This window comes from Streptomyces gelaticus (assembly GCF_014649535.1).
Lineage (GTDB): Bacteria > Actinomycetota > Actinomycetes > Streptomycetales > Streptomycetaceae > Streptomyces > Streptomyces gelaticus.
The window spans coordinates 142,363-156,300 of record NZ_BMTF01000006.1; the positions used below are offsets into that span (position 1 = coordinate 142,363).

Consider the following 13,938-nt stretch of genomic DNA (forward strand, 5'->3'; position numbering starts at 1 on the left):
AAGGTGTCTGTCTCGCGGGCTCCGGCCCGTTCCGACGTGGAAAACAATAGCAAACATTCGGGGGTGCTCGATCACGCCCCGTTGGGTGTGAAGGGCGCATGACGAGGGGCGGGTGGCCTTGGGCGCGCGGGCCCGGCGCGGGAGGATGAGGGGGAGCACCACAGCGACGGCGGAAGGAAGCAGCGTGAGCGAGACCAGCACGGCTCGGACCGGCTCCGGCGAGGACGAGGTCGTGGACCTCTGCCGTGAGCTGATCCGGATCGACACCAGCAACTACGGGGACCACTCGGGGCCGGGGGAGCGGCGTGCGGCCGAGTATGTCGCTCAGAAGCTCGCCGAGGTCGGACTGGAGCCGCAGATCTTCGAGTCCCACAAGGGGCGTGCCTCGACCGTGGCGCGGATCGAGGGCGAGGACCCGTCCAGGCCCGCGCTGCTGATCCACGGCCACACCGACGTGGTTCCGGCCAATGCCCACGACTGGACGCACCACCCCTTCTCGGGCGAGGTCGCGGACGGCTGTGTGTGGGGCCGCGGCGCGGTCGACATGAAGGACATGGACGCGATGACCCTCGCGGTGGTCCGCGACCGGATGCGCAGCGGCCGCAAGCCCCCGCGCGACATCGTGCTGGCCTTCCTCGCGGACGAGGAGGCGGGTGGTACGTACGGCGCGCGGTATCTCGTGGACAAGCATCCCGGCCTCTTCGAAGGGGTCACCGAGGCGATCGGCGAGGTCGGCGGCTTCTCCTTCACGGTGAACGAGAAGCTGCGGCTCTACCTCGTCGAGACGGCCCAGAAGGGCATGCACTGGATGCGGCTCACCGTGGACGGCACCGCCGGCCACGGCTCGATGACCAACGACGACAACGCGATCACCGAGCTCTGCGAGGCGGTCGGGCGGCTCGGGCGGCACAAGTGGCCGGTCCGGGTGACCAAGACCGTGCGGTCCTTCCTGGACGAGTTGTCCGACGCGCTCGGCACCCCGCTCGACCCGGAGGACATGGAGGCCACGCTCGCCAAGCTGGGCGGCATCGCCAAGATGGTCGGCGCCACGCTCCGCAACTCGGCGGCCCCCACCATGCTCGGCGCCGGCTACAAGGTGAACGTCATCCCCGGCCAGGCCATCGCCCATGTCGACGGCCGGTTCCTGCCCGGTTACGAGGACGAGTTCCTGGCCGATCTGGACCGGATCCTCGGCCCGCGGGTGAAGCGCGAGGACGTGCACGGCGACAAGGCGCTGGAGACCAGCTTCGACGGCTCGCTCGTCGACGCCATGCAGGTCGCCCTGAAGGCGGAGGACCCGATCGCCCGTGCCGTGCCCTACATGCTCTCCGGCGGCACCGACGCCAAGTCCTTCGACGACCTGGGTATCCGGTGCTTCGGATTCGCCCCGCTGAAGCTGCCGCCGGAGCTCGACTTCGCGGGCATGTTCCACGGTGTGGACGAGCGTGTGCCGGTGGACGGTCTGAAGTTCGGCGTGCGGGTTCTCGACCGTTTCATCGACAACTCCTGACTCCTTGCCGGTTTTCCACCGACTTTGTACGTCAACAATCGCCAGCATGTGCGTATTTGACCGGAACGAGTGAAAGAGACCATACGCTCGTAGCCCGATTAGCTCTTCCTCGTTACAAGTGATGCGGTCCGCGGCTGGGACCGCATTGCCAACTAGGAGGAATAATGATCAAGAAGGTCGTCGCTGCTGCGGCTGTCACCGGTGGTCTGGTGCTCGCGGGTGCGGGCATGGCCGTTGCGGACTCCGGTGCCCAGGGCGCCGCTGTCGGCAGCCCCGGTGTGCTCTCGGGCAACAACGTCCAGGTGCCGATCCACGTTCCGGTGAACGCGTGCGGCAACACGGTCTCCGTGATCGGGCTGCTGAACCCCGCCTTCGGCAACACCTGCGTCAACGCCTGACGTTGTGCGTCAACCCGTAAGGGTTTGAATCCGGTCGGCCCCGGAGTGCACGCCATGCACTCCGGGGCTGCTGGGTACCCCGCCCCCGTACGGTCGAGTCCGGGGGTATTCCGGAAGGCAGAAGGCAGGAAACAACGTATGCGACAGGTCACGCGCAAAGGCCTGATCACCATGGCGGCAGCGGGCGGTGTGCTCGCGCTGAGCGGCGGTTACGCGCACGCGGACGCGGGAGCGTCGGGCGAGGCGACGGATTCCCCGGGGGTGCTGTCAGGGAATTCGGTACAGATCCCGGTCCACGTACCGGTCAACGTGTGCGGCAACTCCGTGGACGTCGTGGCGCTGCTCAACCCGGCGTCCGGAAACACCTGCGGCAACGGTCCGCAGGACGACTCCCGGGGCAAGCACGTCTCCGGCAGCCACGTCGCCGGCGACCTCACCCAGGCGAGTCGGCCCGGCGCGGGCAAGCACCGGGCCCCGATCGGCGGCGGGGCGACGGCCCAGGGCGTCACGAAGGGCTCGCCGGGGGTGCTGTCCGGCAACAGCATCCAGGCGCCCATCGACATCCCCGTGAACGCCTGCGGGAACAGCATCACCATCGGCGGTCTGCTCAACCCCGCCTTCGGCAACGACTGCGAGAACAGCACGGACGTCGTCACGCCGCCGCCGGTCAAGCCGGTCAAGCCGGTCAAGCCGGTCACGCCGGTCACCGAGCACAAGCCCCCGGCGCCGGAGAAGCCGGCCGTGCCCAACGTGCCCGAGGTGCAGAGCGTCGCACAGCTCGCGCACACCGGAGCGGGCGGGCTCGACCTGCTGATCCCGGCGAGCGCGGGCCTGTTGCTGGCCGGCGCGGGCACGGTGCTCTACCGCCGCGCCCGGACGGCCGCCTAGCGGCCCGGGGCGGCGCCACCCGTACGACAAAGAGGGCGGGTCCCGCGGCTGCGGGGCCCGCCCTGTCTCACCAAGTGGCTCGGAGCTGGCGGATGATCCGCCGCCGCAGACGCACCCTGCGGCTGCCGTCATGGCGCAGCGTCAGCCGGTCCAGCTCCCAGTGACCGTACTCGGCATGGTCGGTCAGCAGGCGGGCCGTCTCCTTCCGGGAGAACCCGCGCGGTACGTACACATCGACAAATTCGTATTCCGGCATCGCATCTATTGTGCGGGCAGAGCCCGTGTACGGATAGCGTCTGCACTATGTCTGATGCTGCGCAGCCCACCGCTGCCGAGGTACGCGCCGCCGCCGAGGCGGTCAAAGCCGCGCTCGACCACCATCTCGCGGCCGTCGAACGCCGGACCGGGGACGACGACGTGGCCGTCTACGACGCGTTCAACGCACTGGCCGCTGCCGCCGAGTTCTACGACGAACTGCTCTACGACCGATACGACGAAGTCACTCCCTTCGAGATCCCGGGTGCGGAGGACTCGCTGCCGCCGTACAGCGGCCCCGAGGAGCCGAACGCACTCAGCGTGCTCATCCGGCGCGACTACGCGGTGGTGGAGCCGCCGAGGCTGCTCGCACAGGCCCAGCGGATCGCCGACCTCGACCAGGACGAGCGCAGCAGGAGCGCCGCGGTCGTCGGCTCCAGCGTCCACGCGGCGCTCGGCGTGCTCTTCGGGGAGTACGAACCGGACGAGATCGCTTCCCGGCACGCGGAGTTCGGCCTGGAGGAGGGCGACTCCACGCTCTGGGTCACGGCCGCCGAGGAGCTTCCCGAGGCGGGGGAATGGCTCGGGGCGCCGTTCGACGACGCGGATCCCCAGCTGGTGGTCTGCCGCTTCGACGTCAGCGCCGTCTTCGACGAGGACGAACCGGAGGAGGAACCGGCCCGCCTGGTGGTGGACGGCTCCTGATCCGCCGGCCGGACGGGCTGGCGACCGAGCCCGTCCGGTGAGGTCCTCGCCGACCGGCCCGGTCAGCGGGCCGGCGTCTCCAGCAGGGTGCGCAGCCGCGTCGTGCGCTCCTGGGCCGGTGGCTGGGCGACCGCGCGCTGGAGCGCCTGATCCACCCCGTGCACCACGGACAGATGCCGCTCCCCGCGGCTGAAGGCGGTGTACACCCAGGGGCGGCTCAGCCCCTGAACCGCGTCGCCCGGCAGTACGACGACCACCGCGGGCCACCGCATCCCGGCCGCCTGGTGGGCGCTGAGGGCCCAGCCGTGGCGTACGGAGGACGCCACCCGGTCCTGGGCCACGACGACCTCCGTGCCCGCGCAGTCCAGACGCAGGCCCTCGGCGTCCGCCGAGACGACCACCGCGGGCACGGCCCTGCCGGGCGCCGGAACGTGGACGACGCGGTCGCCCGGGTCGAAGCCGGCGAACCGCCCCGGCCCGGGGTTGAGCCGCTGCTTCAGTGCCGCGTTCAGCGCCCGGGTGCCCGCCGAGCCGCCGTGGCCGACGGTGATCACCTGGGTGTCGGAGGGCGGTACGCCGATGGCGCGCGGCACCGAGTCGGCGACGAGCTGCACGGTGCGGTGGACCGCCTCGCCCGCATCGCGGACGGGGACGATCACCACTTCCCTGCCGGGCGCGTCGACCTGGTTCAGCTCGCCGATGCCGATGCCGGAGACCAGCTCACCGATCGGCCCCGGATCCGGGGTGCGGGAGACGATCTGCGGGCACGCACGGGCGGCGAGCACATCCGCGAACACCCTTCCCGCACCGGCCGAACCCAGTACGCCGGGATCGCCGCTGAGTACCAGGCGGGTGCCGTCGGCAAGCGACTCGACCAGGATCGCGGCGGTCTCGACGTCCAGCTGCGGGGCGTCCAGCACGACGAGCAGGTCGACGGCGATCGCCCCCTCCTCGTCCCGCCCCGGGCCCTGCTCGCCGGAGAGCAGACCGGCCAGGGTGACGGCCGTCTCCGGATCGCCGGTCGCCTCGGCGAGCCGGCGCCTGCCGTCGGCGCTGTGCACGGCACCCAGGGCGCGCAGCCCGAGGCCCCGGGCCGCGGTGATCAGCGCGGCGGGTTCGGCCCGGGCGGCCTCGCCCCCGGCGTGCGCCACGAGGCCGTGGGCCGCGACCGCGCGGATCAGCTCGGCCGCCGACGGGGAGGCCGCGGCGGAGGCCGCCGCCGTCCAGTCGGCGTCCTTCTCGCAGGCGTTGACCAGTCGGGCCAGGCCGTCGGCGAGGCTCTCCTCGGCGAGCGCGTACCGGTCGAGGCCGAGCAGCACCTGCACCGGTTCGCGCCCGGCGGCCGGGCCGGTGTCCTCGCCGGGTTCCGCGGGTGCCCCGGATTCCTGGCCGTCCTGGTCCTCCTGGAAGACCAGGACGACTCCCTCGGCGACGGCGTGCTGCACGGCGGCGTCGGGATCTGCCACCGAACGCTCGGCGAGCGCGGCCCGCACCTCCGAGATGTCCAGCGCTGTGTGGCCCCGCAGCGCGGCCCGTTCCAGCAGCCAGCCCACCAGGGCGGCGGTCCGTCGCTCGTCGTCCGGTCCGCACTCGGCACCGAGCAGGGCGCGCGCGAAACCGTCCGCCTGCTCGGGCCTGACTCCCGGCACGGTCAGCAGCTGCCAGGGGTCGGCGCGCAGGGCCTCGGCCGCCTGCGCCCCGAGGGCCTCGGCCGCAGGTCCCGCCAGCGCCGCCGGAGCCCCGCCCTCGGCCAGCACGGAGGCGGTCGCGGCCACCGCCTCCGGCGGGGCGCTCTGCGGCGCCCGTGCCGGTTCGGGGGCGCGCGGGCGGGCCGGGGCGGGCGCGGGCGCGGTCCGGCGAGGAGCGGCGGGCGCGGGCGAGTCGAAGAACGAGGTGGCGGGCTGCTCGCCGCTCTCCACCGCGCGCACGGCCGCCAGCAGATCGGCCGCCCTGCCGCTCAGCTTCCCCCCGGCCGCGATGGGGCCTTCCTTCTCGGCCTTGCGCTTCTCGATCCGCTCCCGGAGCTCCCGCTGGGCGGCGAGCTCGGCCTCGGCCTCGCTGAGCGGCGCGGGCGCGGTCCCTGCCGCGTCGGCGGAGCCGTCGGCGGAGCCGTCCCCGGAGCCGTTCCCGCTGCCGGAATCGTCCTCGTTCCCGTCCTCGGCGGGCGCGGCGGCGGAGGGAGTCGCGACGACGCCTTCGTCGTCGGCGGCCGGGGAACCGGGGGTTTCCCCCCGGGGAAGCGCAGTCACAGCGTGCTCCAGTCCTGGTCGGGATAGCGGTGCACGGGCGCCGACACGTCGTCGAGCGCCTGGCAGATCTCGTCAGGAAGACTAAGCGCCTCCACTGACAACGCCTCCGTGAGCTGCCGCGCGTTGCGCGCGCCGACGATCGGGGCGACCACCCCGGGCCGGTCCCGCACCCAGGCGAGAGCCACCTGGAGCGGCGTCGTGGCCAGGCCGTCGGCCGCGGTCGCCACCGCGTCCACGACGCGCCCCGCCGGCTCGTCGAGATACGGCTCGACGAACGGAGCCAGCAGCTCCGAGGCGCCGCGCGAGTCCGCCGGAGTGCCCGACCGGTACTTCCCGGTGAGGACCCCGCGCCCGAGCGGGGAGGACGGCAGCAGCCCGACGCCCAGATCGAGGGCGGCGGGCAGCACCTCGCGCTCCACGCCCCGCTGGAGGAGCGAGTACTCCATCTGCGTGCTCGCCAGCCGGGTGCGCACCCCGGGCGAGGCGAGCTGCCAGGTCGCCGCCTTGGCCAGCTGCCAGCCGCAGAAGTTCGACACCCCCGCGTACCGGGCGCGGCCGCTGGACACCGCCAGATCGAGCGCCTGAAGGGTCTCGTCCAGCGGAGTCACCGGGTCGAAGGCATGGATCTGCCACAGATCCACGTGGTCCGTGCCGAGCCGTTCCAGGGAGGCGTCCAGCGCGGCCAGCAGATGCCCGCGCGAGCCGTCGAACCGGCGGTACGGGTCGGCCACGCTGCCAGCCTTCGTCGCGATGACCAGATCGCGCCGTGGCACCAGGCCGCCGACGAGCTGCCCGAGCAGATATTCGGCCTCCCCGCCGCCGTACACATCGGCCGTGTCGACCAGGGTGCCGCCCGCCTCCCAGAAGGCTTTCAGCTGTTCGGCGGCGTCGTGCTCATCGGTGTCCCGGCCCCAGGTGAGGGTGCCGAGCCCGATCCGGGACACTCGAAGGCCGGTGCGGCCGAGATGCCTCTGCTCCATGGTGGCTGAGATTACTGGCCAGAACCCCGCTCGGCGGAAGCCTGTGGACAACCCGGTGCCAAGTCGCCCCTGCCGGATCGCGACGCCGCGCGCTAGAGTCCGGAACCCAGAGACGTTACTGATCGGTAAGGGGAGCGGCTATGCGGCTCGGCATCAATCTCGGTTACTGGGGCGCGGGAATGGACGGCGACAACCTCGCCGTCGCCCAGGAGGCCGACCGGCTCGGCTACGACGTCTGCTGGGTGGCCGAGGCCTATGGCTCCGACGCGCCGACCGTGCTGTCCTGGGTCGCCGCCCGGACCGAGTCCATCGACGTCGGCTCCGCGATCATGCAGATCCCGGCCCGTCAGCCGGCCATGACGGCGATGACCGCCGCCACCCTCGACTCGCTCTCCGGCGGCCGGTTCCGCCTCGGCCTCGGCGTGTCGGGGCCGCAGGTCTCCGAGGGCTGGTACGGCGTCAAGTTCGACAAGCCGCTCGCCCGCACCCGGGAGTACGTCGAGATCGTCCGCAAGGCGATGTCCCGCGAGCGGCTCTCGTACGAGGGACAGCACTGGACGCTGCCGCTGCCGGACGGTCCGGGCAAGCCCCTCAAGCTGACCGTCCACCCGCAGCGCGAGCACATCCCGCTCTACATCGCCGCGATCGGCCCGAAGAACCTGGAGCAGACCGGCGAGATCGCGGACGGCGCGCTGCTGATCTTCCCCTCCGCCGAGCACCTCGAGGACACCGCGATGAAGTACCTGCGGGCGGGCCGCGAGAAGGCCGGCCTGACCATGGACGGCTTCGACGTCTGCCCGACCCTGCCGCTCGCCGTCGGCGACGACGTCGACGCTCTCGCGGACATCTTCCGTCCGTACACCGCCCTGTACGTGGGCGGTATGGGCAGCCGCAAGCAGAACTTCTACAACCAGCTGGCGCAGCGCATGGGCTACGAGAAGGAAGCGGCCGAGATCCAGGAGAAGTATCTGTCCGGCGACAAGAACGGCGCCGCCGCCGCGGTGCCGCAGCAGCTGATCGACCAGACCGCGCTGCTCGGCCCGGTCGAGCGGATCGCCGAGCGGATGCAGGCCTACGCCGCCGCGGGTGTCACCACGCTGACCCTGGCCCCGGCCGGGTTCACCCTTGAGGAGCGGCTCACGGCCCTGCGGGCCGGCACGGAGGCGCTGGAGCGTTCCGGGCTCGCATAACGGGGTTCGCCGCTCCCGGGAGCGGCACTACGGCCGTGGTGGGGGCTCGGGGCCTCCCCGCCACGGCCGTTACGCATGTCAACGTGCGCACGGCCCCGCGGTTACGGCGCTGCGCGCCCCATCCGGCGTAGCCGGGGGCCCGTTCCTGTTGCCCGCCCGGGGGTGCCGCACTTGACTGTCGCTCGGCGGATGCGCACGGAGGTGGCGGTGATGCTCTCGGCAAGGACCCTGTTCCAGGAGATTCTCGACGACGACGAATCGTTCCGGCTGTTCTGTTCCATCGCGGCCGGCGGGGAGTCCCAGGGCGGCTGGGAGAACGGCCGCATCGCGGCCCTGGTGCCCGAGAGCCAGCGCGCCCTGGCGCCCAAGATCGCACGGCACGGGGCCGACGAGGACAAGCACGGCAGGATCTTCGACGCGCTGCTGCGCAAGCGCGGGCTCCAGCCCGCCGAGGTCCCGCACGAGACCGACTACACGATGCTGCTGGAGAAGCACGGCATCGGCCTCGCCCATGAGCAGCTGCGGGGCGAGGAGCGGCTCTCCGAGCGCGACATCATCACCTACCTCGCCCACAGCCGGGTCACCGAGCAGCGCGCCTCCGAGCAGATGGCCCTGCTGCGCAAGCACTTCGCCGACCACCCCGACCTCGGCCGCGCCGTGAGAATGATCTCGAACGACGAGGACAACCACCTGGCGTACTGCCACGAGGAGCTGCTCCGCTTCGCGCGGGCCGGACACGGCCGCACCATCCAGCGCACCCTGCGCGAGTGCGCGCTGGCCGAGATCCGGGTGTACCGCGACGTCAGCCTCGCCGTGATGGACCACATGGGCCGCATCCTGGGCTGGTCCCGGACCAGAGCGGCGGCGCTGGCCGCCGGGATCCACGGCGTCTACGCGTACGAACGGCTTGTGGGGTGGCGGCGGATGGTGAGCCTGGAGCAGCCCGAACGGCGCGACGCGCTGGGCGGTCCCGTCGCGCCGGAGCCCGACCCGGCCTGAACCGGGTGTAGGCCGCGGCCCGTCCGTCAGAGCCAGCCGCGGCGCTTGAACTGCCAGTACAGCGCGGAGACCACCGCGGCCATCAGCGCGATCACCGCCGGATAGGCCCACACCCAGCGGAGTTCGGGCATGTGGCGGAAGTTCATGCCGTAGATGCCGGCCACCATGGTCGGCACGGCGGCCATCGCCGCCCAGGCCGAGATCTTGCGCATGTCGTCGTTCTGCCGCACGCCCACCTGGGCCAGATGGGCCGAGAGGATGTCGGAGAGCAGCCGGTCCAGCCCCTCCACGTACTCGTTGGCGCGCGTCAGATGGTCGCTGACGTCGCGGAAGAACGGCTGCGAGTGCTCGTGGACGAACGGCACGTCCGCGCTCGCCAGCCGGGCCATGGGGGCGCTCAGCGGTCCGGCGGCCCTGCGGAACTCCAGGATCTGCCGCTTGAAGGTGTAGATGCGCGACGCGGTGCCCTTGGTGTCGCCGACGCCGGTCGGCGCGAACACCTCGGTCTCCAGCTCCTCCAGGTCGATCTGGAGCTCGCCCGCGACCTCTATGTAGTGATCGACGACGGCGTCGCTGATCGCGTACAGCACCGCGGTCGGACCGTGCTTGAGCACCTGGGGTTCCGCCTCCAGCCGGCGGCGTACCGCGGCGAGCGGCGCGCCCTCCCCGTGCCGGACGGTCACGACGAACGAATCACCGATGAAGGCCATCAGCTCGTCGGTGGTGACCGTGTCGCTCGTCTGCTCGTACACCACCGGCTTGATGACGGCGAAGAGCGAGTCGTCGTACACCTCCAGCTTGGGGCGCTGGTGTGCGCCCAGGGCGTCCTCCACCGCCAGCGGATGCAGTCCGAACTCGCTGCTGACGAGCTCGAACTCCTTCTCCGTCGGCTCGTGCAGCCCGATCCAGAGGAAGGCGTCCCCGGTGGCCCGTGCCTCGTCGAGGGCGTCGGAGAGGTCGGCGGGGCCGTCGGTGCGGCGCCCGTCCCGGTAGATGGCACAGTCCACGATCACGCGCGCATTCTTCCCTGCCGCGGTCCCCGGCGCACCTCACCGGCGTCGGCGTCCTACGCTGGCCCGTATGCCCACCCTGATCCTCGTACGCCATGGACGCTCCACCGCCAACACGGCCGGGGTGCTCGCGGGCCGCACCCCGGGTGTCGCGCTCGACGAGCGCGGTGCCGAACAGGCCGCGGCACTGCCCGGAAGGCTCGCCGGGCTGCCGCTGGCCGCGGCCGTCAGCAGCCCCGTGCAGCGCTGCCGGGAGACCCTGCGGCCGCTGCTCGCCGCCCGGCCGGAGCTGGAACTGCACACCGAGGAGCGGATCAGCGAGTGCGACTACGGCGACTGGTCGGGGCGCAAGCTCGCGGAGCTCACCGACGAACCATTGATGGGCGTTGTGCAGCAGCATCCTTCGGCCGCGGCGTTCCCCGGCGGCGAGTCGATGCGCGGCATGCAGGCCCGCGCGGTGGACGCGGTGCGGGACTGGAACGCCCGCATCGAGGCCGGGCACGGCGACGACGCCCTCTACGTGATGTGCTCGCACGGCGACATCATCAAGGCGCTCGTCGCCGACGCGCTCGGCATGCACCTCGACCTCTTCCAGCGGATCCAGGCCGACCCCTGTTCGGTCACCGCGATCCGCTACACCAGGCTGCGGCCCTTCCTGCTGCGGCTCGGCGACACCGGGGACCTCGGATCGCTGGCGCCGCGCGAGCACCCCGGCCCGGCGGACCCGGGCGGGCGTCCGGCGGGGGACGCCGACGCGGCTGTCGGGGGCGGGGCTGGGGCGCCGTGATCGCTTCGCGCAGTAGGGTGGACGCTCCGTAGGCGCCTTGCCCCGGGGACCCCCCGGCCCCGGCCGCCCCTCAATCACCGTCGATCTCAAGGGAGACAGGACGTGTCCCGTCAGGTGTTCCTCTACGACCCCCCGGACCGCTTCGTGGCCGGTACGGTCGGGTTGCCTGGACGTCGTACGTTCTTCCTGCAGGCATCCTCAGGCGGACGTGTCACCAGCGTGGCCCTGGAGAAGACCCAGGTCGCCGCGCTCGCCGAGCGGATCGACGAACTGCTCGACGAGGTGGTGCGGCGGACCGGGGGAAACTCCCCGGTGCCCGCCGTCGCGCCGATGGACGTCACCGACACCGCGCCCCTGGACGTCCCCGTCGAGGAGGAGTTCCGGGTCGGCACGATGGCGCTCGCCTGGGACGGCGAGGAGCAGCGCATGATCGTCGAGGCGCAGGCCCTGGTCGAGCTGGACGTGGACTCCGACGAGGACCTGGCCGAGGCCGAGGAGCGGCTGCTCCAGGACGAGGAGAACGGTCCGCCGATGCTCCGGGTCCGCCTCAGCGGCGCGCAGGCCCGTGCCTTCGCCAAGCGCGCCCTGGACGTGGTGAACGCCGGACGTCCGCCGTGCCCGCTGTGCAGCCTGCCGCTCGACCCGGAAGGACACGTATGCCCGCGCCAGAACGGATACCGTCGCGGAGCCTGACCGGCACCGGGCTGGTCGCCCTGCTCGCCGAGGGGGAGCTCACGGTCCTCGGACAGATACGCGAGGCCTCCAACGCCGTGCTGTACTGCACGGTCGTGCGCGACGGCGAGGAGGCGGCCTGCGTCTACAAGCCCGTGGCCGGCGAGCAGCCCCTGTGGGACTTCCCGGACGGCACGCTCGCCGCGCGCGAGGTGGCCGCGTACGAGATCTCCGAGGCGACCGGCTGGGGCCTTGTACCGCCGACCGTGCTGCGGGACGGTCCGTACGGCGAGGGCATGTGCCAGCTCTGGATCGACGCACCGCCCCGGGAGGACGAGGACGGCGGGCCCGCCGAGCCCCCGCTGCTCGCGCTGGTCGAGGACGAGGAGCCCGCGGAGGGCTGGAAGGCCGTCGCCCGCGCCGAGGTCGGCGGAGGGAGGACGGCCCTGCTGGTGCACGCGGACGACGCGCGGCTGCGGCGGTTGGCCGTCCTCGACGCCGTGATCAACAACGGCGACCGCAAGGGCGGCCATCTGCTGTCCGCACCCGGCGGCCGGCTCTACGGCATCGACCACGGGGTGACCTTCAACGCCGACGACAAGCTGCGCACGCTGCTCTGGGGGTGGGCGGGGGAGCCGCTCACGGCCGAGGCCGTCGAGGTCGTCGAGCGGCTGGGGACGGAACTCGCGCCGGGGACCCCGCTCGTCACCCGGCTGGGCGAGCTGATCACCGAGGTCGAGATCGAGGCGTTGCGGGGCCGCGTGGCGGGGCTGAGAGCGACGGGGCGGCACCCGGAGCCGAGCGGGGAATGGCCGTCGATCCCCTGGCCGCCGGTCTGAGCGAGCAGGGGACACGCGGTGTCCGAAGGGGGCGTACCGGGCTTCCGGGCCCGCGCCCGGAAAGCAGATGGGGCCGCGCGGCGCAAGAGCGCCTCTTCGGACAGGTTCCGGTATCCGGTTCGTATCCGGAACATGCATCCGGTTACGCTCGTGGCATGCATGCCTGGCCCGCTTCTGAGGTCCCCGCCCTGCCCGGCAAGGGCCGCGACCTTCGGATCCACGACACCGCGACCGGCGGACGGATCACCCTTGACCCCGGTCCCGTCGCCCGCATCTACGTCTGCGGCATCACGCCGTACGACGCGACCCACATGGGTCATGCGGCGACCTACAACGCGTTCGACCTCGTTCAGCGCGTGTGGCTCGACACCAAGCGGCAGGTTCACTACGTCCAGAACGTGACCGACGTGGACGACCCGCTGCTGGAGCGGGCCGTGCGCGACGGACAGGACTGGACCGAGCTCGCCGAGCGCGAGACGGCCCTGTTCCGCGAGGACATGACTGCCCTGCGCATGCTTCCGCCGAAGCACTACATCGGTGCCGTGGAGGCGATACCCGGAATCGTCCCGCTCGTGGAGCGGCTCCGCGACGTCGGCGCCGCCTACGAGCTCGACGGCGACCTGTACTTCTCCGTCGAGACCGACCCGCACTTCGGCGGGGTCTCCCACCTCGACGCCGAGGCGATGCGGCTGCTCTCCGCCGAGCGCGGCGGCGACCCGGAGCGCCCCGGCAAGAAGAACCCCCTCGACCCGATGCTCTGGATGGCCGCCCGTGAGGGCGAGCCGAGCTGGGACGGCGCCTCGCTCGGCCCCGGCCGGCCCGGCTGGCACATCGAGTGCGTCGCCATCGCCCTGGACCACCTGGGCATGGGCTTCGACGTCCAGGGCGGCGGGTCCGATCTCGCCTTCCCGCACCACGAGATGGGTGCCTCCCACGCCCAGGTGCTGACCGGCGAGCACCCCTTCGCCCAGGCCTATGTGCACGCCGGAATGGTCGCCCTGGACGGCGAGAAGATGTCCAAGTCCCGGGGCAATCTGGTCTTCGTGTCGAAGCTGCGCCGCGACGGCGTGGACCCGGCCGCGATCCGGCTGGCGCTGCTGTCCCACCACTACCGGTCCGACTGGGAGTGGACGGACCAGGTGCTCGCCGATGCGGTGGAGCGGCTCGGGAAGTGGCGATCCGCGGTCTCCCGGCCCGACGGACTGCCCGCCGAGGCCCTGGTCGAGGAGGTCCGTGAGGCCCTCGCCGACGACCTGGACGCGCCGGCCGCGCTGGTCGCCGTGGACCGCTGGGCCGAACGCCAGAACGCCGAGGGCGGTACGGACGAGGGCGCACCCGGCCTCGTCTCGCGCACCGTCGACGCGCTGCTGGGCGTCGCGCTGTAGCGCCGCGCCGGGTGGCAACCCGCTGATAACCACCGGACGTTCCGGACGAACCGGCCTTGGACTTCTCGACG

14 protein-coding genes are annotated in these 13,938 nt (G+C 72.2%); 10 read left to right on the forward strand and 4 right to left on the reverse strand.

Annotation, left to right across the window (positions count from 1 at the left end):
• Positions 1-184: 184 nt before the first annotated feature.
• From IE107_RS11215 to IE107_RS35905, 3 genes are all read left to right on the forward strand, one after another.
• Positions 185-1,510 (forward strand): M20/M25/M40 family metallo-hydrolase, encoded by a 1,326-nt coding sequence (locus IE107_RS11215; RefSeq protein WP_189543577.1) that lies wholly within the window; start codon positions 185-187, stop codon positions 1,508-1,510.
• 164 nt (positions 1,511-1,674) lie between these two features.
• The gene (gene chpH / locus IE107_RS11220; RefSeq protein WP_189543578.1) at positions 1,675-1,908 is read left to right on the forward strand and encodes a chaplin ChpH; all 234 of its coding nucleotides are present in this window, start codon (positions 1,675-1,677) and stop codon (positions 1,906-1,908) included.
• 138 nt (positions 1,909-2,046) lie between these two features.
• On the forward strand, positions 2,047-2,796 hold the full coding sequence (locus tag IE107_RS35905) for a chaplin (RefSeq protein ID WP_189543579.1): 750 nt from the start codon (positions 2,047-2,049) through the stop codon (positions 2,794-2,796).
• A gap of 67 nt (positions 2,797-2,863) precedes the next feature.
• Here IE107_RS35905 and IE107_RS11230 read toward each other — a convergent pair whose 3' ends face one another.
• Positions 2,864-3,052, reverse strand: coding sequence for a DUF5703 family protein (locus tag IE107_RS11230; RefSeq protein WP_189543580.1), 189 nt, complete (start codon positions 3,050-3,052; stop codon positions 2,864-2,866).
• Positions 3,053-3,099: 47 nt separating this feature from the next.
• Here IE107_RS11230 and IE107_RS11235 point away from each other — a divergent pair, with 47 nt between their 5' ends.
• Positions 3,100-3,756: a hypothetical protein gene (locus IE107_RS11235; RefSeq protein WP_189543581.1), complete on the forward strand. Its 657-nt coding sequence runs from the start codon at positions 3,100-3,102 to the stop codon at positions 3,754-3,756.
• Positions 3,757-3,818: 62 nt separating this feature from the next.
• Here the strand turns inward: IE107_RS11235 and IE107_RS11240 are convergent, their stop codons facing one another.
• Together IE107_RS11240 and IE107_RS11245 are read right to left on the reverse strand one after the other, a co-directional pair.
• Positions 3,819-6,005 (reverse strand): ATP-dependent DNA helicase, encoded by a 2,187-nt coding sequence (locus tag IE107_RS11240; RefSeq protein ID WP_189543582.1) that lies wholly within the window; start codon positions 6,003-6,005, stop codon positions 3,819-3,821.
• Positions 6,002-6,985, reverse strand: coding sequence for an aldo/keto reductase (locus tag IE107_RS11245; RefSeq protein ID WP_189543583.1), 984 nt, complete (start codon positions 6,983-6,985; stop codon positions 6,002-6,004). The genes IE107_RS11240 and IE107_RS11245 overlap by 4 nt, the downstream gene beginning before the upstream one ends.
• A 140-nt stretch (positions 6,986-7,125) precedes the next feature.
• Here IE107_RS11245 and IE107_RS11250 point away from each other — a divergent pair, with 140 nt between their 5' ends.
• On the forward strand, positions 7,126-8,175 hold the full coding sequence (locus IE107_RS11250) for an LLM class F420-dependent oxidoreductase (protein WP_189543584.1): 1,050 nt from the start codon (positions 7,126-7,128) through the stop codon (positions 8,173-8,175).
• A 210-nt stretch (positions 8,176-8,385) separates the two neighbouring features.
• Positions 8,386-9,174, forward strand: a complete 789-nt coding sequence (locus tag IE107_RS11255; RefSeq protein ID WP_189543779.1) for a ferritin-like domain-containing protein — start codon at positions 8,386-8,388, stop codon at positions 9,172-9,174.
• A 26-nt stretch (positions 9,175-9,200) separates the two neighbouring features.
• Here IE107_RS11255 and corA read toward each other — a convergent pair whose 3' ends face one another.
• On the reverse strand, positions 9,201-10,187 hold the full coding sequence (gene corA, locus IE107_RS11260; protein ID WP_189543585.1) for a magnesium/cobalt transporter CorA: 987 nt from the start codon (positions 10,185-10,187) through the stop codon (positions 9,201-9,203).
• Between the two features lie 67 nt (positions 10,188-10,254).
• Between corA and IE107_RS11265 the strand changes: the two genes are divergently transcribed.
• From IE107_RS11265 to mshC, 4 genes are all read left to right on the forward strand, one after another.
• Positions 10,255-10,971 (forward strand): histidine phosphatase family protein, encoded by a 717-nt coding sequence (locus IE107_RS11265; protein ID WP_189543586.1) that lies wholly within the window; start codon positions 10,255-10,257, stop codon positions 10,969-10,971.
• Between the two features lie 102 nt (positions 10,972-11,073).
• Positions 11,074-11,664 carry a DUF3090 domain-containing protein gene (locus IE107_RS11270; RefSeq protein WP_072484378.1) on the forward strand — a complete coding sequence of 197 codons (591 nt, stop codon included), beginning with the start codon at positions 11,074-11,076 and terminating at the stop codon, positions 11,662-11,664.
• A complete protein-coding gene (locus IE107_RS11275) occupies positions 11,628-12,482 on the forward strand; it encodes an SCO1664 family protein (RefSeq protein WP_189543587.1) in 855 nt (284 codons plus the stop codon). The genes IE107_RS11270 and IE107_RS11275 overlap by 37 nt, the downstream gene beginning before the upstream one ends.
• Before the next feature lie 155 nt (positions 12,483-12,637).
• Complete coding sequence (mshC, locus tag IE107_RS11280) at positions 12,638-13,867, forward strand: cysteine--1-D-myo-inosityl 2-amino-2-deoxy-alpha-D-glucopyranoside ligase (RefSeq protein WP_189543588.1); 1,230 nt, start codon at positions 12,638-12,640, stop codon at positions 13,865-13,867.
• The last annotated feature ends 71 nt before the right edge of the window (positions 13,868-13,938 follow it).

Bases quoted from the DNA above. Each gene is read 5' to 3' on its own strand.
- IE107_RS11235 (WP_189543581.1), top strand. From the start codon at position 3,100: ATGTCTGATGCTGCGCAGCCCACCGCTGCCGAGGTACGCGCCGCCGCC.
- IE107_RS11250 (WP_189543584.1), top strand. From the start codon at position 7,126: ATGCGGCTCGGCATCAATCTCGGTTACTGGGGCGCGGGAATGGACGGC.
- IE107_RS11245 (WP_189543583.1), bottom strand. From the start codon at position 6,985: ATGGAGCAGAGGCATCTCGGCCGCACCGGCCTTCGAGTGTCCCGGATC.
- IE107_RS11230 (WP_189543580.1), bottom strand. From the start codon at position 3,052: ATGCCGGAATACGAATTTGTCGATGTGTACGTACCGCGCGGGTTCTCC.
- IE107_RS11265 (WP_189543586.1), top strand. From the start codon at position 10,255: ATGCCCACCCTGATCCTCGTACGCCATGGACGCTCCACCGCCAACACG.
- IE107_RS35905 (WP_189543579.1), top strand. From the start codon at position 2,047: ATGCGACAGGTCACGCGCAAAGGCCTGATCACCATGGCGGCAGCGGGC.
- IE107_RS11255 (WP_189543779.1), top strand. From the start codon at position 8,386: ATGCTCTCGGCAAGGACCCTGTTCCAGGAGATTCTCGACGACGACGAA.
- mshC (WP_189543588.1), top strand. From the start codon at position 12,638: ATGCATGCCTGGCCCGCTTCTGAGGTCCCCGCCCTGCCCGGCAAGGGC.
- IE107_RS11275 (WP_189543587.1), top strand. From the start codon at position 11,628: ATGCCCGCGCCAGAACGGATACCGTCGCGGAGCCTGACCGGCACCGGG.
- chpH (WP_189543578.1), top strand. From the start codon at position 1,675: ATGATCAAGAAGGTCGTCGCTGCTGCGGCTGTCACCGGTGGTCTGGTG.